A 21308-nucleotide genomic window follows, 5' to 3' on the forward strand; every position below is an offset into this window, starting at 1 on the left:
AGCGCGCTTCTTGTACTGTCGAAGTGTCCTCGTTAAGGACGTTCGCCAGCAGCAAGACGTTTTTCGATATCCGCTACGACGCCTGGGAGGTCGGCGATGGTATCGATGAGGTAGTGCGGTGATGCTTTGCCAAGTTTCGTGCGAGCGCGCTCACGAGCTGCATCAAGAGTGGCGTGATCCGCTGATTGGTATTCGTCAAACGTCAAGCCTGCTTCGTTGCCTGATAGCAGCAGGCCAACGGTCCACATTCCCGCATTATGACCTTCTTCGATGCCCGGCGCAGCGTCATCGACTTTCACACAAGCACCAACACAGCCAACACCAAGCTCAATAACGTTTTTCAGTGCCATAAATGGTGCAGGGCGGCCACCTTGAGGGAGATCATCTGTGGCAACCACATAATCCGGCTTGTAGCCATAGTCCGCAGCGACAGGAATAAGTGCATCCATGACCTCTCTCGGGTAACCAGAGCAAGAGCCAATCTTGATTCCTTTATCTTTGAATGAATTCACCACCTCAACGGCATTAAGAATCGGCTCGGCATGATCGGCGACTTTGGCTTTTTGCAAAGGCATGAAAGCAGCGTAAATAGCGTCTACATCTGAATCACTCATCTCTTTGCCGAATTGCGCAACCCAGCGCACTTTTACTTCTGGTAATTGGCCGACCGCTTTAATGTGGTCCCATTTACCAATGCCCATAGGCTCACGAGCTTCGGCAAGCGTAATATCGAAGTCGAAACCTTGTTTAAATGCTTCCACGAAAATACTCGTTGGTGCAAATGAACCAAAGTCCACGATAGTTCCTGCCCAGTCGAATACAATGGCTTGAATTGGAGATGAATTAGACATAGTTGAAATCCTTACATACTTTAGTGATTGCTTGCTCGAAAATATCGAGTGCGGTCGTCAGCTCTTCACGAGTAATAACGAGGGGGGGACTAAGCTGAATAACGTTGCCTTGCGACACCTTAAAACTCAGTCCGTGGTTCAGACATTGGTAAAGAACTTGTTCTGCCTCATCGAATGCGCGTGCTTTAGTGACATGACTTTTCACTAATTCCACACCCCAGAGTAGACCAATACCGCGTACGTCACCAATGACTGGATACTGTTGCTTCATCGTTTCTAGGCGAGTTTTGACATACTCACTGTCACGACGTGTTTTTTCTAAAAGATTCTCTTGTTCAATGGCTTCCATGGTAGCCAGTGCCGCCGCGCAGCCAAGCGCACTCTTCTCGTGGGTATAGTGACCCAGAGAAATCTCTGCAGCGGTGTTGTATTTTTCTCTGGTTACCATGGAGGCGATAGGCACCAAACCACCACCGAAACCTTTACCAATGCATAAAATATCCGGTTCGATATCAAAGGCTTGATAGGTGAACCACTCGCCGCTTCGGCCCATACCGTTTGGGATGTCGTCGATAATCAACAGTACATTATGCTTGTCACATATTTCGCGTACGCGTTGCCAGTAGGCTTTACTTGGCACTTGAACATCGGTATTGCGAACACCTTCAGCAATAAAGGCACCTATGCCGCCCTCTTTCTCGATAACGTATTCTAGATAATCTGCATAATGTACATCGCTGCCATCTTGAGAAGGTAAGGCACCTCGGTAGGACACGGCGGGTGGAATACGCTCAACACCTGCCATCAAAGGCCCCATACCTTCACGAAAGCAGGCTTCACCTCCGACAGAAATGGCGTCCAGTGACGCACCATGGAAAGAATCCCATAATGAAACTACTTTGTGGCTGCCGGTAATGTAGCGTGCTAACTTAAGTGCCATGCCAACAACGGAAGTGCCTCCAGGCGCAAATAACACACGGCTCAAATCTCCACCGCAAATCTGCGTTAGTTTTTCTGCACATTGCACCGCCGTTTCGTTGGTAAAGCGACGTGGCGAAAACGGTAACGAGTGCATCTGCTCGGTTACTCGTTTAATCACATGAGGATGACCATAGCCGAGTTGGTGAACATTGTTGCCATGAAAATCCATATAGCGCTTACCGCGGGTATCTTGAATGTAGATACCTTCAGCTGCTTCTAAAGAATCCAAGCAAGGCGTGGACATTGATTGATGCAGAAACACATCCGAGTCACGTTTAAGCAGTGCTTGAGTCGCTTGGTCTTGAATGTTCTGATTCCACTTGTGGCGAGCGGGCGTATTATTCACGTCCCCCTCGCTGCGTAAATGGGTCGCTTGCTCTGGCATTATGCTACCTCCCAGTACATTGCCTTTTTGATGGCAATGATAAGGCGCTCAATATCTTCAGGGTGTACGTCGCCAATGTTACCGATACGGAAACAGTCCGCGTTGGAAACTTTGCCTGGGTAAATTACAAACCCTTGCTGTTTTAGACGGTCGTAGAACTCTTTGAACTGATAATCACTGTGCTCTGGCGAGTAGAATGAAGTGATAATCGGTGAGTGCAAATCGTCGTTAAGAAGTGTGCGAAAGCCTAGCGAACGCATGCCTTCAACCAGCGTTTTCTGATTGGTAAAGTAACGTTGATGACGAGCGGGAATCCCACCTTCTTGTTCCAGTTCAATTAATGCTTGATAGAAGGCGCGCACAGTATGAGTTGGCGAAGTGAAGCGCCACTTGCCGTGGTTAACTTCCATACATTGCCATTGGTCATAAAGATCGAGACTGAGAGAGCGGGCCTGACCTTTACATTTCTCAAGCTCTGTTTGCTTGGCAATAACAAACCCAAAGCCAGGAACACCTTGGATGCATTTATTGGCAGAGCTGATCATAAAGTCGATACCCAACTCACCAATATCCATTGGAATACCACCAAAGCTCGACATCGCGTCTAGAATGACCACTTTGCTATGTTGTTTTGCCAACGATGCAATTTGCTTAATAGGGTTCAGCATGCCTGTCGTAGTTTCGCAGTGTACGATGGCAACGTGAGTAATCGTGTCATCTTGCTTGAGCAGCGTATCAATAGCATCAATATTTGGTTGGTTAACCTCGCCAGGATCAACTACTTGGGTTGCGATATTGAGATAGCTTGCAATCTGGGCGATACGCGCACCGTATGCGCCATTGTCGATGACAAGCAACTTTCCGTCTTTACTGATGGCACTGCCAATAGTTGCCTCTACCGATGCAGTACCACTACCTTGCATTAAAACGCTGGTATAACCGTGATGGGAAGTCGCTAACTGGGTCAGCTTGGCACGAATGACTTCGACGACATCTTTATTGTATTCATCGTCCCACGTACACCAGTCTTTAAGCATCGCTTGACGCACCGTTTCTGATGTAGACAAAGGACCTGGAGTTAACAGCAAATAATCGTTCTTCATGTTATTTCTCTATTTGGACTATACCAATTTGTTTTGATTAATCTAACAGCGATAATTAGGGGAAGTAAACGGCACAACTTAAGGTTTCATAAAACTTTCACACTCGCTCTCCTTGCCAATCAAAGTTTCTTTAAACTGCCATTATTCGTTCATTTAATCGTCATAATTGGAATTTAACGTTTAACGCACAAACTGGTACAGACCAAATCTAACTGGAGAGAATGATGAAAAACCGTTTGATGAAGGGAACACTAGCGACACTGGTTTCTCTACTAGCGACAAATGCACTAGCAGCAACAGAAGTCACGGTGTATACCGCTTTCGAAACTGACATTCTGGCGAAATATAAGAATGCGTTTGAGAAAGAAAATCCGGATGTAAAAATCAAATGGGTTCGAGATTCAACGGGCATCATGACGGCCAAACTTCTTGCTGAAAAAAACAATCCGCATGCCGAAGTTGTGTGGGGATTAGCAGGCTCTTCTATGGCATTGCTTAAAGAAGAGGGGATTCTTAAGCCTTATACTCCAAAAGGTGCAGATGAGCTAAATGCCAGTTTGAATGACCCACAATCTAATCAAGCTTGGTTTGGCAATGATGCATTTTTCAATGCTGTGTGTTTTAACGAAGCGGTGGCAAAGCAACTCAACCTACCTAAGCCACAGTCATGGGAAGATTTAACCAAACCAGAGTACAAAGGTCATATTGCCATGCCTAATCCTGCTTCATCAGGAACAGGTTATATGCAAGTCTCAGCTTGGCTACAAAACATGGGTGAGGACCAAGCATGGGATTACATGAAAAAACTCGATAACAACATGGCACATTACACGCACTCTGGTTCAAAGCCTTGCGTTCAAGCTGCGATGGGTGAGGTGGCAATCGGTATTTCGATGGCTGTGCGTGGTGCGAAGCTCAAGAATCAAGGTGCGCCTCTCGCGGTTATCACACCTAAAGGTATTGGTTGGGAATCAGAGGCTGTGGGTTTGGTGAAAGAGTCTGAGGCGGCGAAGCGTGTTGTTGACTGGTCAGTGTCAAAAGCGGCGAACGAACTCTACGTTGAATCCTACCCAGTGGTTGCTCATAAAGACGTGAAAGCAGTGGTCTCGAACTACCCTGAAGTTGAAGGTGCGATGGCTGAGATGGATTTTGCGAAAATGGGTGCCGATCGTGCTGATATCTTAAAAACATGGTCGAAAAAGTTTGATGGAAAGTCAGAGCCTAAATCCTAATTTTAAAGAAATAAAATAACTGGGAATTGGTAGATTATAAGCTATTGAGGGAGATTGTTATTGATCTTCCTCTTGTCATTTCTGCTCTCCAATCACACCAGAAAAGCCAATCATTAAACTGCAATCAACCTGCTACAAAACTGTCATCCCAATGAAATATACCAGATTTAAATTTGGTATATACCATTTGGAGAGTAAACGATGTCAGTATCCAAACCTTATCTAGAAATCAACAATGTGGTGAAGCAATTTGGTCAGTTCACGGCATTAAAGCACATTTCCTTGTCCATTAATAAAGGCGAGTTCGTCTGTTTCCTCGGCCCTTCTGGCTGCGGTAAAACGACGTTGCTTCGCGCTATTGCAGGTTTGGATCTTCCAACCTCAGGAGAAATCCATCAAGCGGATGAGGCGATTACGTTTTTACCACCAGAGAAGCGTGATTTTGGCATTGTGTTCCAGTCATACGCGTTGTTTCCAAATCTGACGGTACAAGAGAACATTGCTATCGGTCTTAAGAACCAAGGGATGTCGAACAAAGAGGCGCTTGAAAAAGTAGAGCACTGGTTAGAAATGATCGGCTTGCCAACCTCGGGAGAGAAGTTTCCTAACCAACTATCAGGTGGTCAACAACAGCGTGTGGCTCTGGCTCGTGCATTGGCGTTGTCTCCGGGTCTGCTGCTTCTGGATGAGCCGCTCTCTGCATTGGATGCGAAAGTGCGTACTCACCTGCGAGATGAAATTTGTCAGATGCAACGCAAACTTGGTATCACCACCATTATGGTGACTCATGACCAAGAAGAGGCGCTATCTATGGCTGACCGCATTGTGGTGATGAACCACGGTGTGATTGAGCAGGTTGGAACGCCACAAGAGGTGTATGAGCAACCTGCGACTCGATTTGTCGCTGATTTTGTTGGCAGTATGAATTTTATCGAAGCATCGGTGCCATCTGCTAACACTATGCGCGTGGCTGAGTCGATGCTGCGTTTGCCTGCGTTAGACAATATGACTCTAAAGCATGGCGATATATTTGATTTAGCCGTGCGACCGGAGAGTCTGCACTTTGTCGAGCACGCTTCGAACGCTATTCCTGTCAGAGTGTTATCCAAGGAATTTCAAGGGTCTTACTATCGCGTCGAAGTAGCAATGCAACATGCACCAATGGCCAACGCTCTATATGTGGACGTACCCGTGAAACAGGCGAATGAACTTAATCTGCGCCGTAATGATATTCGCTATGTTGCGTTTTCTGAAAGTGGTTTGCTGGGCTATCCATCGCTAAGTGCAACGTTAGAGTCGGCGGCTTAAGGGACAGACATGCAAGCATCTTCAACCTTGACGACAGGCGGGTCTATGAAACAACGAATTGCACAGTTGGCAACGCAAAAAGCGAGCTCAACAATGAGCAAAGACAATATTGTTTTGTTTGGTCTTCTGACGTTCCTTTTTGTGGCGATGACACTGTTTATCTTGATGCCTCTTTGGGCCATGATGAAAAAGAGTGTCCAAAACAGCGACGGTGAGTTTGTTGGTCTACAAAACTTTGCCACCTATTTTGCTACCGACAGTTTATGGTATTCACTAAGTAATACCTTTACCCTTGGTCTGATTGTGACCGTTGTAGTGGGCTTTTTGGCGTTTGGGTATGCGTTCGCATTAACGCGCTCTTGCATGCCCTTTAAAGGCGTGTTTCAACTGATGGGCACGGCTCCAATATTAGCGCCTTCTCTGCTGCCTGCTATCAGTTTGATTTTTCTGTTTGGTAATCAGGGCGTCGCAAAAGAGTTGCTGCATGGGCATTCAGTCTATGGCTTAGTTGGCATTTCTCTAGGCTTGATATTTTGGACATTCCCTCACGCCTTGATGATTCTCAACACCTCTTTACGCACCTCAGATGCTAGGCTTTACGAAGCGGCTCGAGCTCTTAAAACCTCTCCGTTCAAGACCTTCTTTATGGTGACGTTACCTGCTGCAAAGTACGGTTTGATCAGTACGTTAATCGTCGTTTTTACGCTGGTGGTGTGTGACTTTGGTGTGCCTAAGGTCATTGGTGGCAGTTACAACGTGCTGGCTACGGATATATTCAAGCAAGTTGTGGGGCAGCAAAACTTCTCCATGGGGGCGGTTACCAGTATCTTACTTCTGCTTCCTGCGGTATTGGCCTTTGTGGTTGATCGCTGGGTACAAAAAAAGCAAAAGAGCATGTTGGACAGTCGTTCCGTGCCTTATCAACCATCCCCTAATAAACTGCGAGATTCGGTGTGCTTCGTTTATTGCCTGGTTATTTCCCTCGCGGTTCTAGCGGTACTTGGTATGGCGGTTTATGGCTCGCTCGTGACGTTTTGGCCTTGGAACAAGGCGCTGACGCTAAATAACTATAACTTTGCTGAGATGAGCACCTATGGGTGGAGTCCGTACTTTAATTCGCTGAAACTGGCGACGTGGACGGCGATTATTGGTTCTGTAGTTATCTTTGTCGGTGCTTACTGTATTGAAAAAGGTCGTGCCTTCGCTCCCGTTCGTCAAGCGATGCAAATGATGAGTGTGATTCCCATGGCGGTACCTGGACTCGTACTCGGCTTGGGATATATCTTCTATTTTAACGATGCCAACAACCCGTTGGGTGTGATGTACGGTACGATGGCGTTTCTGGTGATTAATACCATTGTCCATTATTACACGGTTGGACACATGACAGCTTTGACAGCTCTGAAGCAGTTACCGGCAGAGATTGAAGCCACCGCTGCTTCGGTTAAACTCCCACAATATAAGCTGTTTTTCAAAGTTTCGCTGCCTTGCTGTTTACCAGCGGTATTAGATATAGCGATATATTTATTTATCAATGCTTTAACAACCACATCGGCAGTAGTATTCTTGTATTCAACCAACACCATTCCGGCATCAGTAGCGGTGCTGAATATGGACGATGCAGGGCAGACGGGCAGTGCTGCGGCAATGGCAGTGATGATCATGCTATCGGCAGCGGTGGCAAAACTTACCCATATGTTTGTTGGAAAGTTGTTTGAAGGTCGAACTCAAGCGTGGCGCAAGCGCTAATAACAATGATTGAATTAAGGATGCGGTGTGCAATACGTAAAAATTAAAGACGCTATCGTTGAGCAAATAGACTCAGGAATGCTCACACCAAGACAAAAATTGCCAGCAGAAAGAAAGTTAGCAGAGTCTTTTGACACGACTCGTGTAACGCTGCGTGAAGCGTTGTCACTACTTGAGTCGGAAGGTCGTATTTATCGCGAAGATAGGCGCGGCTGGTTTATCTCACCAGAACCACTGCGTTATGATCCTACTCAAACATTGAACTTTACCAATATGGCGAAAAGTCAAAATCGAACGCCAAAAACTGAGTTGTTGTCAGCCAAAGCGATGTTAGCCACTAAGCAAGCAGCAGAGCTTTTACATTTGCCGCCGTTCTCCGATATTTATCGAGTAGATCGCGTTCGTTATTTAGAAGATCGCCCAGTCGTGTTCGTGACAAACTTTATTCGGACGGAACCATTTGCGAACTTGTTAGAGTTTGATATGGAAAACTCCTCTTTGACGGATATCTATCGCGACGAGTATGGCGTTACCTACAGTAAGGTGAAATACCGAGTCAGCACTACTTCGCTTCTTGGTGACATCGCGCAAGCATTACGTGCGACTTCTGGCACTCCGGCTATGATGGTTGAGCGCATTAATTACAACCAACACGGTGAGTTGATTGATTGCGATATTGAATACTGGCGACACGATGCCATCAATATAGAATCTATTGCTCAGCTCGATTGATACCCTTCTGCTCATCCCTTTTGACGTCTCGAGAGGGGTGACTTTCATGTTTGTTGGTGCCCACTTTGACTCTCTATGCCGCTTTTCTTGTTATTTTTTCTGCACTGCTCCACGCGGGGTGGAATATTCTTGGAAAATCGAATACTGGCTCTGGGTATTCGTTTACTTTAGGCGCGTCTATTGCTCCACTTATTTTACTATCGCCGTATATAATCTGGTGCATTTCGGTGATTGGTTTTGACAGTCTTGACGGTTACTTTTGGCTTCTGGTCACGCTAAGTGGAATCGGGCAGGCTATCTACCTGATTGGTTTAATCAAGGCTTATGATGCCGGTGACATTGGTGTAATTTATCCTATCGCGCGAGCCTTACCAGTTCTGATGGTTGGGATCGGGACCGTATTCATAGGCCAATCGCTGTCCCCCAATGCATGGATAGGGTTTGTGGTCTTAACATTGGGTTGTTTGTTGATCCCAATGCGACACATCAAAGACTTAAGGCTTGGCTCTTATTTAAATTTAGGTGTGTTCTGGTCATGTATTGCCGCAATCGGCACAACTATTTACTCCATCATCGACAAGCAAGCACTAACATGGCTACAGCTTGAAACTAGCGGACTAACCAAAGTTCAAGTAGCTATTTTCTACCTAGGCGTGCAGTTTGCTGCGATTGCGTTTGTTTTGGTAACTTGGTTATTAGCGACTAATAAACGCAGTGAGTTAGCGCTAACTTGGCAGCATCGTTATCGTTCGTCTATCGCTGGGATTATGATGGGACTGACCTATGGCATTGTGCTGTATGCAATGACTATGGTCGATAACGTTAGTTATGTGGTTGCTATGCGTCAGGTGAGTATCGTCTTTGGGCTCCTGATGGGCATCTGGTTTCTCAATGAGAAATGGCTGTATACTCGAGGTATTGGGGTTACGCTAGTACTGTTTGGGCTGGTGGTTGCTTTGACTTAATGAAGTTGATGCTGAGGTTATCGAATCAGATGGCGAATTACCGACGATACTTCCTACTATTGAATGAGTTTGGAGATACCATGACTTTTGAAACACTGCTTGATACAGCTCGAATTCAACTTGATCACATTACCAGTAATGATGCAGGCTTCTTTGTTGAGTTGATGAACAGTGAAGGATGGCTCAAAAACATAGGTGATCGCAATGTTCGTACGTCAGATCAAGCTCAAGAGTATCTAACCAACGGTTTCATCAAAGCCTATCAAGAATTGGGCTTTGGGTATTACGTTGTACGCCTCAAATCATGTTCAACACCAATAGGAATCTGTGGTTTCTTAAATAAACCTGACCTGAGTTACCCGGATTTCGGCTACGCGTTCTTGCCCAGCTATCAAGGTAAAGGGTATGCGTATGAGGCTTGTAGCGAATTACTGACTTTTGCCATTGATGCTTTCCAACTTCCAGTGATTGACGCGGTATCACTACCACAAAATGCACCCAGCATACGATTACTCGAAAAACTGGGATTTCAGTACATCGGCTTACATCAAGCTAATAGCGATAGCCCACTTTCTTTATATCGCCTGAGCATAAAGTGATTATGATCGACAGTATCGGAAGTTCCCGAAAGACTCAATTTGATCCAATACATGTTATCTACCGATCAGATAGTGTAGACTCGGCGTTCGAGCTAAGCATCTGATAAAAATGGAATTGAGTAGTACATGCAATTGGAACAAATTGAAGAAATTATCGAATTCACGGATACGGATCACCTTAGTCAGGCAATGGAAGTGTTCAATGAACAAGGATTAGTCAGTCAGGAATTATTGCCCTTTCTTAATGTAGTATTCGATAAAGCGCCAGAGAAACTTTGCCATAAGCTATCCCGTATCGGTTTCAAAGGCCAACCAGCTATCATTTCAACATCAAGCGCTTGTGATTCTGCTGTAACTCAGTTTTTCATCTTTAACGCGAGTATTCTCAGTGTGTCGGATGTTCTCAATCAGATCGAAAAGCCTTCAATGAAGTAGCTATATGTGATTGAAAGCGGGCAATGAGGATTGCCCGCTTTTTTAGTTACTCAGTTTGGTATAGGTTAAACCAAATATTCCGGCAAACTAATGGAGTTTTGCCCCAGCTTTTTTCTAAGCAAGTAATCAACAGACAATTTCCCTCCGCCTGCTAACATGAATATCCCAGATACGAAGATCCACATTGCAGGGAATTCCCAGCCACCCGTGGGTAGTACCCATACATACCCCACTGAATAGTGGCCGCCCAAGCCTACAGATACAAATAAATAGACTGCCGAACCAAACCCTGCGAGGCGTGTGAACAGGCCAAAGGACAGCATAATCGCCAAGGATATCTCAATGATTCCTGCAAGAATGACAAAGGCCTGAGGGAAGGGGAGGCCAATGCTGCCAAAGTAATCGGTAAATACGGCAAATGGATTACCTCCGACTAACAAGTGACCAGTGAAATGGGCAATAAACATAAGTCCTACATATATTCTTACTAATGTCATGCCCCACGCGTAGTGGTCTGGTTTTCCTATTGTCGATTGAGTTTGCGACAGTCTGGTTCTCCAAGGAAGGGCGATAAGTTGTAGGGCCAATAAGACGAACAACAGGGTGCTGGTTAGCTCAATGCTTGGGATACCTGGGCCTGTCTCTGCCACCATCAGAGGATCAAGTGACGACAATGTTGAAATATCGATTGATTCAAGGTGAATGGTTGAAAATATTCTTCCTAAAGTGAGCTGTGCAAACAAAGCACCTATCAAACCAAAAAAGTTAACCTGTCCTTTGTTATAGGTTTTAAGTAAGGACGCGATAAGAACGGCAATAAATAGGCCTGTGGAGGTAGAGACCCAACTACCTAGTCCGTTGTCCATAACGGCTTTGACAGAGAGTATTACCGTGAAAGTGGCGGCAATGAGGGTGAGTAGTCGTAATGTCTTATCAAAAGTGTTCATCTTTTTCTCCTCAAAGCAAAGCCAATAAAGGCGATGTTGACTTTGCTGAATATCGAATTTGGCTTTTTCAGAATGGTACCGAGCTTGTCGGACTGCTAATGCGTATGCCGTGGCGCATTAACACGCCACGGCAAGGTTGGTAAGGCAAGGGGGAGAAAGGCCTATTACGCTTCTACAGGTTGTGCTTGTTTCTCGTTGCGGTTCGCTTTAAGAATCAATAACACACCGATGATTGGAACGATAACACCCACGTAAGGAATCATTTCTGCACCAAGCTGACCATCAAGAACCATACCTCCAAGGAAACCACCGAACGCATTAGCAACATTAAACGCTGAGATATTTGCTGTTGCTGCCAGCTCTTGTCCGTCACCACCATTGTTCATTACACGTAATTGCATAGATGGAACGTTAGCGAATGATGCGATGCCGAAAATAAATGATGCGGCGACGAATAGGATTTTGTTGTCGGTAAACACACCGACAAGTACTAGAGAAGCAATCATTGCAATGGCCCAAAATAGAGAAGATTTGTTTAAATCTTTGTCTGATGAGTGACCACCAAGCGTATTACCAATGATTAAGCCAAGACCTACAATGACCAGAATCCATGTCACAGCACTTTCACCGTAACCAGCAACATGCATAGCGATAGGAGCAATGTAACCGTAAAGTGTCATGAAGCCAGTCCAAACTACAGCGGTAATCGCTAGGCTAATAAGAAGCTTTGGATTTTTGAACGCAGCAAGTTGTGCTTTAACATTTTTCGCTTCGCCGTGACCTGTTGAATGGATAGCGGCAAGAATGGCGAATAGAGCTACGACACCGAATGCAGCGACCACAATAAATGTCGTGTGCCAGCCGAATTCAACACCGATCCAAGTACCACCGGGAACGCCTAGTACATTCGCTAGAGTTAGGCCTGCAAACATTTGTCCTACGGCGCGACCAGCCATTTTCTCAGACACGAGGTTTGTCGCTACAACGGCACCAATACCATAGAAAGGCCCTTGTACTAAGCCACTAATAATGCGACTGATGAACAAGATGTCATAACTTGGTGAAAAGGCTGACATGAGGTTACCGACTATAAATAATGCCATTAATCCGATAAGAACCATTTTCTTATTAAAGCGTGCGAGATAAATGGTTAAGATTGGTCCTCCAATCACAATGGCAAGTGCGTATGCACTGATTAAATAACCTGCCTGACCCTCAGTAATCGACAGCGATGTGGCAACTTGCGGCAAAATACCTGCGATAATGAATTCTGCAGTGCCGATAGCGAAGGCGGCGAGTGTTAGTATCCAGACTTGAAATGGCATCTTCTCTTTGTTCATGGTTTTTCTCCTCTAAAACGGTTTGGGATGAGTCACGCTGAGTTGTAAGGTGGCTCGTCTCTCAAGTGATGGTGAGAGTATATTTATTCATTTTAGTTTTTAGAATTACCCAAAAAATGAAATCATTATTCGTAAATACTGAACAATCTAATCGAATCTCTTTGTTTGGCAGCAGAACGGTTAAGAGTATGGGTAGCGATAGGGCATTCCACTCACGTTGATCCGAGCTGTGTTGAGCGTCTTAGTCACAACACTCCAACTGTCGCCAAAAAAAACACTCTTCTGAAGTGATAAATGTTTAAATAAATTATGTTTACGTAAATATATATTGGGAATAATGTGAAGCTTCAAGGTGATTCTTTTGGAGTTAACACATGAAGGGTAATGAATACGCAATTTTCGAAAGTATGTTGAGTTCCGCGGACATCAAGATTAATGGGTCTAGACCATGGGATATTCAGGTCAATGATGTTGCCATGTTTGATCGAATATTAGCCGATGGTTCGCTTGGTTTGGGCGAATCCTATATGGAAAAGATGTGGGAATGTAAGGACATCGCAGAATTGGTAAACAGGATCTTAGCGTTTGAGCTCGACAAGCACTTAGATTTAAGGACCAAAATGATACTTGGTGCCAAAATTGGTAAAGACAAAATCAAAAAGTTTTTTAACCCTCAAGGCACGACAATTTCCAAGCACAACGTCTCATTTCATTACGATATCGGTAACGACTTATACCGCGCTATGCTCGATAAACGTATGACGTATACCTGTGGATATTGGAAAAATGCAGATAACCTAGATGACGCTCAAGAGGCCAAGTTGGATCTAATTTGTCGAAAACTAGGCTTAAAACCAGGTATGCGGGTTTTGGACATCGGCTGTGGTTGGGGGAGTTTGATGATCTATGCCGCCGAAAAATACGGTGTAGTTTGTGATGGTTTAACGTTATCTGAAGAACAAGCAAAGCTAGGTACTCAGATGGTGGAGGAAAAACAACTTCCCGTTAATTTCATTCTTCGAGATTACCGACTCTATGAACCGGAAACGAAATACGATCGCGTTGTTTCTGTGGGTATGTTAGAGCACGTTGGTTCATCGAATTATCGAGACTTTTTCACATGTGCAGATAACTTTTTGAATCAAGATGGGGTCTTTTTACTTCACTCTATTGGTACGTTTGAATCGACAGAAACCAATGATCCGTGGATCCACAAATACATTTTCCCAAATGGTGAAATTCCTTCTTTAGCTCAGTTAGCGACGGCGATGGAGCCAGAGTTCAATATGGAAGATCTGCATAATATTGGAGAGGATTATGATCATACGCTTTGTGCATGGTATCGTAATTTTGACAAGGCTTGGCAGCAAGGTGACCTCAACTACAATGAGAGGTTTTACCGTATGTGGAAGTACTATCTATTGAGTTGTGCTGGTGCATTTCGTTGTCGAGAACTGAGCGTGTGGCAGATGGTACTGACAAAAGTTGGAACGCCAAAACCAGCTAGCGCTCGTTCTGAATAACCTTTCTATTGAGTAAACCGACACCAAGGTGTCGGTTTTGTGATTAATGATGTTTGGCGGACTCTAGGTATTTTATCGTCAATGGAATGCTGGTGGACTAGCGGATGTTAAAGCGAAAAACGGCGAAATATGCTAGGGTAATGCTCTATAACCATCGTCAATATTAACCGAGGTTAATCGTTTGATTAATAGAGAAAAAGAAGAATCTATCGTAAGTCAGTGGATGAGTGCGGACGCTGGTCTATCTGAATCGTCCGTTAGGTTAGTGACACAATTTGTTTTAGCTTCGAATCAGTTTACTCATGTTCGTTGTGAGTTTTGCAAGCAATATGGATTAAATACGTCTGAATTCGATGTCATCGCAACACTTTATCGAGCGGGTGACGTTTATGAAGTGACAGCGAAAGAACTGAAAGAGCAGACCTTGCTTCCTTCGTCAGGCGCGTTATCAAATCGAATTGATCGCCTAGAAGCGAAAGGTTTGGTTCAGAGAAGACATGATACGATTGATAAGCGCAGCGTAAAAATATCTCTCACTGAAGACGGCGTGGAGTTAGTCCGTCAAATGTATCCAAAGTTCTTCGAGCAAATGTCCAGTCAGTTTTCATCCCTAGAGCCAAGTGAGATAGAAACACTAATGGTATTGATGAGTAAGATGGGAGCCTGAATCTAGGTAGCACCTTAGACTGGATACCACGCAACGGGTATCTGCGATGGCTCTTATAAGTATATGCACTTTCATGACTTAAAAACTGTCTTGCCTGATTTAAGGCCACCATTTCATGTGTCAAGCTTCTGATATGAAATGGGGCCTTAGTCTTATCTAAAAATAATCTCAGCGGAGATTCATAATCTTGTCTATTCATACTATTTGAGTTGATTACCCATATGAGACTGACGGTATTGGTGTCTTGCAATGCTGAGTTTTACGCCGTAATACATAATTTTGCTGATCGAACTGATTACTTGGAAAACCAGCACAAGTAGTGAGACTACTTCAATTGCCAAAAAAATAGTCTTAGTGACCCCGACGCTCGCGCCTTTTTTGAATATGGATAGTGCTTTCATAGTAACTCCTAACTCTTACTGACCTTATGTGGCTCATTCGAACCTGATTGATAACACGGCACACGTTAACCCCGCATACCCCATTTGATGACTTGAAGGCACTTTACTATCTATTTTTGTTTATGTAAAGTATGTTTAATTAAACATAAATGAGAGTCGTAGTATGAAAATCTTTCTAGCCATGTTGGCTCCGCTGTTGTGGGGGACCACTTATGCCGTAGTGGCTTCTGAATTTGTCGGTTGGTCACCATTTGCGCTGGCGGTGTGGCGAGCATTACCAGCGGGCATAATACTGCTGTTACTTAAACCAACCTTACCAAAGGCGTCAGAACTGCCTGCATTGCTACTGATAGGGTTTCTCAATATCGCTTTGTTCTTTGGTTTGCTCTTTGCTGCAGCGATGCAGCTTCCTAGCACTTTGGTGGGCGTTGGAATGGTCGCATTGCCTGTGATTGGTTTGGCTATAATGGGTATATTCCATCAAGTAAAACCGTCTCTGATTCAATTGCTATCAGCCTTAATTCTTATAGCCTGTGCAACGTATTTGTTCTTTTCGAGTACTGTTCCTGTCAATGTGAGTGCGGTGGTGCTACTTATTGGTGCGATGACGGCACTGATAGGCGGTAGCGTAGTAGCAAAGCACGTCATGAAAAAGATCCATTGGTGGAAGTTACTCACATGGAAACTGATTTTTGGAGGCTTGCTGTTGATCCCCATGGCATATTGGGAAATGGTATGGAGCGGTAGGTCATTTGTCGCAGCCATCCCGGTTGGTAGTGAGCAGTGGGCCGCGATGTTCTGGTTGACGATAGGACTCACTTCTTTGGCGTATGGTGCTTACATTTATACAATTCCGATGATATCTACTAATGAATTGAGTTTTTTTGGAACCTTCAATCCTATATTAGCGATGGTTCTCGGAGCGACAATAATGGGAGATTCATTTAGTCAAGTTCAAATATCAGTGATGGCTTTAATGGTTCTAAGCAACCTAATGGCACAGTTTTTCGAATATAAGAAAAAGCTACCAACCGAACAAACCATAATTGATTACTAATCTTCCATCTCTTCAAATTCCATTTTAATAGGGATTTAATCGGCGTGTATTGAATGTTATTGAAAGAAAATATTCGCTAACAAGTCAGAACTTTTAATATAAATAAATTTATACGGTGAAATAATGAATAAAAAAATAAACTTAGGCGTAACAGATTTATCATTCCATAGAATTACCGCCTCTCTTATATCTCATGTGCTTACCGACATGGGATTTGAGGTAAATCGAATCTACTCTCCGCACCAAGAAAATTTCGCAAAGCTTAAATCTGGTGAGGTTGATATTCTAACCTCTGCTTGGCTGCCTTCTAGCCATGGAATCTACAAACAGGATGTTGAACAAAAACGTCCCGTGATTGAGTTGGGTTTGCACTATGAACCTTATGCGCATTGGGGAGTGCCAAGTTATGTTCCTGAAGAAGCTGTTCGGGAAGTGAAGGATTTGCTCAAGCAAGATGTACTGGGCAAAATGCAAAAGGATATTCAGGGCATCAATCCTGGAGCCGGCATTACCAGATTTTCAATTAAAATGATGGAAGAGTATGGACTAAGTGAAGCTGGGTACGAATTTCACACTGGGACTGAGGAAGACTGCTTTACTACCTTTGAGCAACGAGTCGCCAACAATGAGTGGTTCGTTGTGCCACTATGGAAACCGCAGTTCCTGCATTTCAAGTACGACATTCGAGAGATAAAAGACCCTAAAGGTTTGCTCGGTATTGTTGACCGTGCTGTACTACTCGTACCTGAAGACGTAGCAGATAGGTTTACGGCAGCGCAAATCAATCAGCTAGATGACTTGAAGTTTTCTAACGAGATTATCGCAGAGCTAGACTACAAAGTGAGTAGGGAAGGTTTGGATATTGATATTGTGACTAAGCATTGGCTGGAACATAATCGATAAATAGCTTTGTCGTAATTGCTGATAAAAATCACTCTTTATGAGTGATTTTTTTAACTTAGTAAGCAAGTTTTCAATAAGAGAGCTTGCAAGAAAATTTTAAAAAATTATTCCATGTGATGGGGGTTATTATATGGACTCATCTATTTAGTTTGCTTCTTTGTATTATTCGCCTGTGCAAAAAAGAGAATTCACTTTTTTAGATATTATGTTATTCATTATAGAGCGTATCCTACTTAGTGTTTACAACTACAAAATGCAAATAAAACCTCTTGCTACCTGTCGATAACGCCTTTTGGTCCACTTTGGGCGTCTTAAATAAAAGGCAATTACTGTTCTTGTATTTAATTTGAGCGGTGGTAAGAGGTTACCTACTCGCGAAGTAATGGAAGGATAAGCAATGACTAAAAAACTAACCACTGCAACGGGTTGCCCTGTTGCTCATAATAATCACGTGCTAACAGCTGGTGAGCGCGGTCCAATGCTTCTTCAAGACACTTGGTATTTGGAAAAACTCTCCCATTTCAATAGGGAAGTAATCCCAGAAAGGCGTATGCATGCTAAGGGTTCTGGCGCATATGGTACTTTCAAAGTGACTCAGGACATCACTAAGTTCACAAGAGCCGCGATGTTTTCTGAAGTAGGTAAAACAACCGAGATGTTTGCTCGGTTTACTACCGTTGCAGGAGAACGTGGTGCTGCCGATGCTGAACGTGATATTCGCGGGTTCGCACTCAAGTTTTATACCGAACAAGGAAACTGGGACTTAGTGGGTAACAATACACCGGTATTTTTCCTCGCCGATCCTCTGAAGTTTCCAGATTTAAACCGAGTGGTGAAACGCGATCCGAAAACGAATATGCATAACGCCGAGAGCAACTGGGATTTTTGGACCTCTCTACCGGAAGCTCTACATCAAGTCACTTACGTTATGGGAGATCGTGGGATACCTGCGAGCTATCGCCATATGCACGGTTTTGGCTCACATACATTTAGCATGATTAACTCTGATAATGAGCGCTTTTGGGTTAAGTTTCACTTCAAAACCCAGCAAGGTATTAAGAACCTGACTGACGAACAAGCTGCAGTTATCGTTGGAGCAGACAGAGAGAGCCACCAAAGAGATCTATTCGATGCAATTGAGCGTGGTGACTTCCCGAAATGGACCTTGTTCATTCAAGTAATGTCGGAGGAAGAAGCTGAATCGGTGGACTTTAACCCGTTTGATTTAACCAAAGTATGGACTCACGCTGATTACCCACTAATAGAAGTTGGTGAATTCGAGCTAAACCGTAACCCTGAGAATTTCTTTGCTGAAGTTGAACAGTCGGCTTTCAACCCGGCCGCTGTTGTACCTGGCATTGGTTACTCTCCAGACAAAATGCTTCAAGGTCGACTCTTTGCTTATCGTGACGCACAAAACTACCGTCTTGGAGTGAATCATCATCAAATCCCAGTCAATGCACCGCGTTGTCCTGTGCACTCCTCTCATCGTGATGGGTTGATGCGAGTGGATGCTAACTCGGGCGCAACAATAGGTTATGAACCGAATCAATACGGAGAATGGGCGGAGCAACCAGACTATTCAGAGCCACCATTGAAAATCTCTGGGGACGCAGACCATTACAATCATCGAAACAATGTTGACCAATTCCAGCAAGCTGGCGATTTGTTCCGCTTAATGTCTGAGGATGAGCAACAACGTCTGTTCGCAAATACGGCACGTGCTATGTCGGGAGTGAGTGAAGCAGTTAAGTTGCGTCACGTATACAACGCCTCTCAAGCGGATACGGCTTATGGAGAAGGGTTGGCGCGCATATTGGGGTTGAGTAACAACTAGCAATGACATCAAGGCTCCACGGCATGAATCCGAGGAGCCTTGTTCTTTGAGCCTTGTTCAATGAACGAGCAGAGCGCTACTTGTGAACGGTGCTTGTGTCTCCCGCTGCTACAGAGACCAGTACATAGCTGACTTGCTGACCATTAACTTGTTTGTGCTGACTGCGAACGGTTTGTCCATCGACAACTAAACTTGGATAATTACCATAGAACCACACCTCCCAATCTAGGTTATGATTTGAGTCGTTAGTCAGTGTGGACTTACTTAAACCATCGTGTCGGACAGTAAGCTCATGTTCTCCCATTGGAAGTTGTGTTACTTCCAGCCAACCAATGTCTGGAGTGAGATGGGAAGCGGTAACCACTTTGTGGTTCGCTGCATCAGGTTTAATGCCCATCAAGCCTTCGATTGTGTTGGAGATAAAGGTAAACGAGATTTCAGGGTAATCACCGTTGGTACCTTGAGTTGGACGTTCATGTGGCTCATCTTTGATATCCATGATGTATTGCATCCACTTCCATGCCTCCTCATTACGATTGTACGGGAAGTAGGTTTCTGGAATGTAAGTGTAGGCCTCAATATTATTTGGAGCTTCTGGAGTCGAACCGATGCCATCTCCTAAGTTTTTGGCGATAAAGTCAAGATAACGATTATTACGCTCCCCGGGTTCGGTAATTCGCTTCATTGGCATAAACCAACTGTTTTCCTTACCAAAATCATTCATTCTAAAGCCATCTCTTTGAACGATATTGACGTAGTTGTCGAGTGGTTTATCAGGGTCGGCGATGCTCCATTCCTCGTTAAAGTACGTTTTGAGCTGCTGAGCTTTCTCACGCCAAACCGCAGCTTCACTGTACTCTTCACGAGCTTCTAACATAGCGGAGTAAGCCACTGTTGCTTGGTATTGTGAGCCAATACCATCTCCGGCTTCAATTGGAAACTCGCCGCGCTCGTTGTAGGTTGCTGACCCCTCAAAAATCCCACCGTAACCTTCTGCGATTCCGTTTGGATCTTGGTCGTCGTGTAATTCGATATAGTCTGTGAGCACTTTAGTGTAAAAGCGCCATAGGTCCTCATCTTCGATGTAGCGCTTATCACCAGTCCACTGATATTGCTGCCATGCTTTTTCGACGAACTCAAACTGAGCCGGAACCTCGCGGACAAACCAACTATCATCTTTGTAATCAATAGTATGAGGCGTGCCATCAAAGTTCACAGCCCACAAGGTGTACCACTTTCTGGATTCTGTTGAGTGTTTGGCAAAGGTCTTAAACATGGAAAAGTTTTCGATATCCAATCCAGCGATCTTTGCTCCGCTCGCCTGATGCAAAAAATCGCGAGAATAGAAGGCTGTTCTATCAAAATACCCCGCCCAATAGGATGGGATGTAATCCGCGGTGCCATCTCCATCGTTGTTGAATTCGTCACGGTTGACCAGATCATGCTGGCCAGTCATAACGAAGCGACGGGTTTTATCGATAGCCCAATCGAACGACTCTTGGAGCTTTTGGTTGGAAGAGGTGACAACAACTTGTTTCTCTTTTTCGATCGCTTTGATTGTCCAGCGTTGCTTGTTACCTTTTGGATCGGTTACGACAGCACGAACAGGTTGAGTAAAATCAACCGTGTCTCCGTTTTCTAATGAGACATTGCTGGTGGACGAAACGAGAATATTATCAATGGTGATACGGGTTAAGTCGGTACCATAAGGGACGTAAAACTCAATCTGTTTAGACTTCTTGTTAAGGTTTGTTGCACCCACTTGCTCTAGAGCGGAGAACTGGATGATCTGATTGAAGTTCAGCTTTTTGTTCTTGTCACTCTTAGTCAAAGAAACACTGTCGATACTAACACCACCACGTTTAGAACCCGAGAACCAGACTTTTAACTGCTCACCTTGCTCCAAAGGAATGTGCTTGAGCTTGTTACGTTTGTATTTTTTGCTCTGTTTAGCTTTATCTCGTACCAAGATTTCATCGTACAGGTTGGTAATAGCAAGAGTGGCGTCTTGTCCTGGACTGATGATAAACGCAGATAAATCATAATAGCCACTTTCAGGAATCGTGATTTCTTGGCTTATGTGGTGGTTTCGACCTTGGGCAATACGGCCTCGGTATTCACCTTCATGAGTTTGGTCGTTTTTGATATTGGCAAACCAATAGCTCCAGCCTAGTCCTTTGTTTTCAAATGTTGGGTTCACAATAAGGTTGTCGTTCTGTTGTGCAATTGCCGCACCAGATAGTGTGAGGGCAAAAGTGATTGCGGATGCAAGGACTTTAAGTTTCATACTGTT

General features: G+C 44.4%; 20 protein-coding genes. 13 read left to right on the plus strand and 7 right to left on the minus strand.

Annotated features, from left to right (window positions below; genetic code table 11):
• Nucleotides 1–32 precede the first annotated feature (32 nt).
• Genes phnX through phnW form a run of 3 tightly spaced genes read right to left on the minus strand, consistent with a single transcriptional unit; the run spans nucleotide 33 to nucleotide 3320 of the window.
• Nucleotides 33–851: a phosphonoacetaldehyde hydrolase gene (gene phnX / locus L2W36_RS11105; RefSeq protein WP_236110048.1), complete on the minus strand. Its 819-nt coding sequence runs from the start codon at nucleotides 849–851 to the stop codon at nucleotides 33–35.
• Nucleotides 844–2217, minus strand: coding sequence for an aspartate aminotransferase family protein (locus tag L2W36_RS11110; RefSeq protein WP_236110049.1), 1374 nt, complete (start codon nucleotides 2215–2217; stop codon nucleotides 844–846). The genes phnX and L2W36_RS11110 overlap by 8 nt, the downstream gene beginning before the upstream one ends.
• Nucleotides 2217–3320 carry a 2-aminoethylphosphonate--pyruvate transaminase gene (gene phnW, locus L2W36_RS11115; RefSeq protein ID WP_107306010.1) on the minus strand — a complete coding sequence of 368 codons (1104 nt, stop codon included), beginning with the start codon at nucleotides 3318–3320 and terminating at the stop codon, nucleotides 2217–2219. Before phnW ends, L2W36_RS11110 begins: the two co-directional genes overlap by 1 nt.
• A 221-nt stretch (nucleotides 3321–3541) precedes the next feature.
• Between phnW and L2W36_RS11120 the strand changes: the two genes are divergently transcribed.
• The 7 genes from L2W36_RS11120 (at nucleotide 3542) to L2W36_RS11150 (ending at nucleotide 10340) form a co-directional block, all read left to right on the plus strand.
• Nucleotides 3542–4552 carry a putative 2-aminoethylphosphonate ABC transporter substrate-binding protein gene (locus tag L2W36_RS11120; RefSeq protein WP_062455943.1) on the plus strand — a complete coding sequence of 337 codons (1011 nt, stop codon included), beginning with the start codon at nucleotides 3542–3544 and terminating at the stop codon, nucleotides 4550–4552.
• 201 nt (nucleotides 4553–4753) lie between these two features.
• Nucleotides 4754–5860: a putative 2-aminoethylphosphonate ABC transporter ATP-binding protein gene (locus tag L2W36_RS11125; protein WP_006069274.1), complete on the plus strand. Its 1107-nt coding sequence runs from the start codon at nucleotides 4754–4756 to the stop codon at nucleotides 5858–5860.
• 45 nt (nucleotides 5861–5905) lie between these two features.
• Entirely contained in the window at nucleotides 5906–7609 is a 1704-nt protein-coding gene (locus tag L2W36_RS11130; RefSeq protein ID WP_062456546.1) for a putative 2-aminoethylphosphonate ABC transporter permease subunit, read from the plus strand.
• A 27-nt stretch (nucleotides 7610–7636) separates the two neighbouring features.
• Nucleotides 7637–8341, plus strand: coding sequence for a phosphonate utilization transcriptional regulator PhnR (phnR, locus tag L2W36_RS11135; protein ID WP_006069272.1), 705 nt, complete (start codon nucleotides 7637–7639; stop codon nucleotides 8339–8341).
• A 65-nt stretch (nucleotides 8342–8406) separates the two neighbouring features.
• Nucleotides 8407–9306 (plus strand): multidrug transporter, encoded by a 900-nt coding sequence (locus tag L2W36_RS11140; protein WP_236110050.1) that lies wholly within the window; start codon nucleotides 8407–8409, stop codon nucleotides 9304–9306.
• 80 nt (nucleotides 9307–9386) lie between these two features.
• Nucleotides 9387–9905 (plus strand): GNAT family N-acetyltransferase, encoded by a 519-nt coding sequence (locus L2W36_RS11145; RefSeq protein ID WP_236110051.1) that lies wholly within the window; start codon nucleotides 9387–9389, stop codon nucleotides 9903–9905.
• A gap of 126 nt (nucleotides 9906–10031) precedes the next feature.
• Nucleotides 10032–10340, plus strand: coding sequence for a hypothetical protein (locus tag L2W36_RS11150; protein WP_031493168.1), 309 nt, complete (start codon nucleotides 10032–10034; stop codon nucleotides 10338–10340).
• A 65-nt stretch (nucleotides 10341–10405) separates the two neighbouring features.
• Here L2W36_RS11150 and L2W36_RS11155 read toward each other — a convergent pair whose 3' ends face one another.
• Nucleotides 10406–11287 (minus strand): DoxX family protein, encoded by an 882-nt coding sequence (locus L2W36_RS11155; RefSeq protein WP_236110052.1) that lies wholly within the window; start codon nucleotides 11285–11287, stop codon nucleotides 10406–10408.
• Here L2W36_RS11155 and L2W36_RS11160 point away from each other — a divergent pair.
• Nucleotides 11266–11430 carry a hypothetical protein gene (locus L2W36_RS11160; protein WP_156750258.1) on the plus strand — a complete coding sequence of 55 codons (165 nt, stop codon included), beginning with the start codon at nucleotides 11266–11268 and terminating at the stop codon, nucleotides 11428–11430. The two genes, L2W36_RS11155 and L2W36_RS11160, sit on opposite strands and share 22 nt — an antisense overlap.
• A gap of 21 nt (nucleotides 11431–11451) precedes the next feature.
• Here the strand turns inward: L2W36_RS11160 and L2W36_RS11165 are convergent, their stop codons facing one another.
• On the minus strand, nucleotides 11452–12627 hold the full coding sequence (locus tag L2W36_RS11165; protein ID WP_006069267.1) for an MFS transporter: 1176 nt from the start codon (nucleotides 12625–12627) through the stop codon (nucleotides 11452–11454).
• A 374-nt stretch (nucleotides 12628–13001) separates the two neighbouring features.
• Between L2W36_RS11165 and cfa the strand changes: the two genes are divergently transcribed.
• Nucleotides 13002–14150, plus strand: a complete 1149-nt coding sequence (cfa, locus tag L2W36_RS11170; protein WP_031494225.1) for a cyclopropane fatty acyl phospholipid synthase — start codon at nucleotides 13002–13004, stop codon at nucleotides 14148–14150.
• A 181-nt stretch (nucleotides 14151–14331) separates the two neighbouring features.
• A complete protein-coding gene (locus L2W36_RS11175) occupies nucleotides 14332–14817 on the plus strand; it encodes a MarR family winged helix-turn-helix transcriptional regulator (RefSeq protein WP_231892903.1) in 486 nt (161 codons plus the stop codon).
• Nucleotides 14818–15017: 200 nt separating this feature from the next.
• On the opposite strand, the gene L2W36_RS11180 is transcribed toward L2W36_RS11175, so the two are convergent.
• The gene (locus tag L2W36_RS11180) at nucleotides 15018–15218 is read right to left on the minus strand and encodes a hypothetical protein (protein WP_236110053.1); all 201 of its coding nucleotides are present in this window, start codon (nucleotides 15216–15218) and stop codon (nucleotides 15018–15020) included.
• 163 nt (nucleotides 15219–15381) lie between these two features.
• Between L2W36_RS11180 and L2W36_RS11185 the strand changes: the two genes are divergently transcribed.
• The 3 genes from L2W36_RS11185 to L2W36_RS11195 all read left to right on the plus strand — a co-directional run bounded on the left by L2W36_RS11185 (nucleotide 15382) and on the right by L2W36_RS11195 (nucleotide 19015).
• Complete coding sequence (locus L2W36_RS11185) at nucleotides 15382–16275, plus strand: DMT family transporter (RefSeq protein ID WP_006069263.1); 894 nt, start codon at nucleotides 15382–15384, stop codon at nucleotides 16273–16275.
• A gap of 123 nt (nucleotides 16276–16398) precedes the next feature.
• Nucleotides 16399–17178, plus strand: a complete 780-nt coding sequence (locus tag L2W36_RS11190) for a glycine betaine ABC transporter substrate-binding protein (protein WP_236110054.1) — start codon at nucleotides 16399–16401, stop codon at nucleotides 17176–17178.
• 397 nt (nucleotides 17179–17575) lie between these two features.
• Nucleotides 17576–19015: a catalase gene (locus L2W36_RS11195; protein ID WP_236110055.1), complete on the plus strand. Its 1440-nt coding sequence runs from the start codon at nucleotides 17576–17578 to the stop codon at nucleotides 19013–19015.
• A gap of 76 nt (nucleotides 19016–19091) precedes the next feature.
• On the opposite strand, the gene L2W36_RS11200 is transcribed toward L2W36_RS11195, so the two are convergent.
• Nucleotides 19092–21302 carry a hypothetical protein gene (locus L2W36_RS11200; RefSeq protein WP_236110056.1) on the minus strand — a complete coding sequence of 737 codons (2211 nt, stop codon included), beginning with the start codon at nucleotides 21300–21302 and terminating at the stop codon, nucleotides 19092–19094.
• Nucleotides 21303–21308: the final 6 nt, after the last annotated feature.

It is taken from the genome of Vibrio sp. McD22-P3 (genome assembly GCF_021568915.1).
Classification (GTDB): Bacteria; Pseudomonadota; Gammaproteobacteria; order Enterobacterales; family Vibrionaceae; genus Vibrio; species Vibrio mediterranei.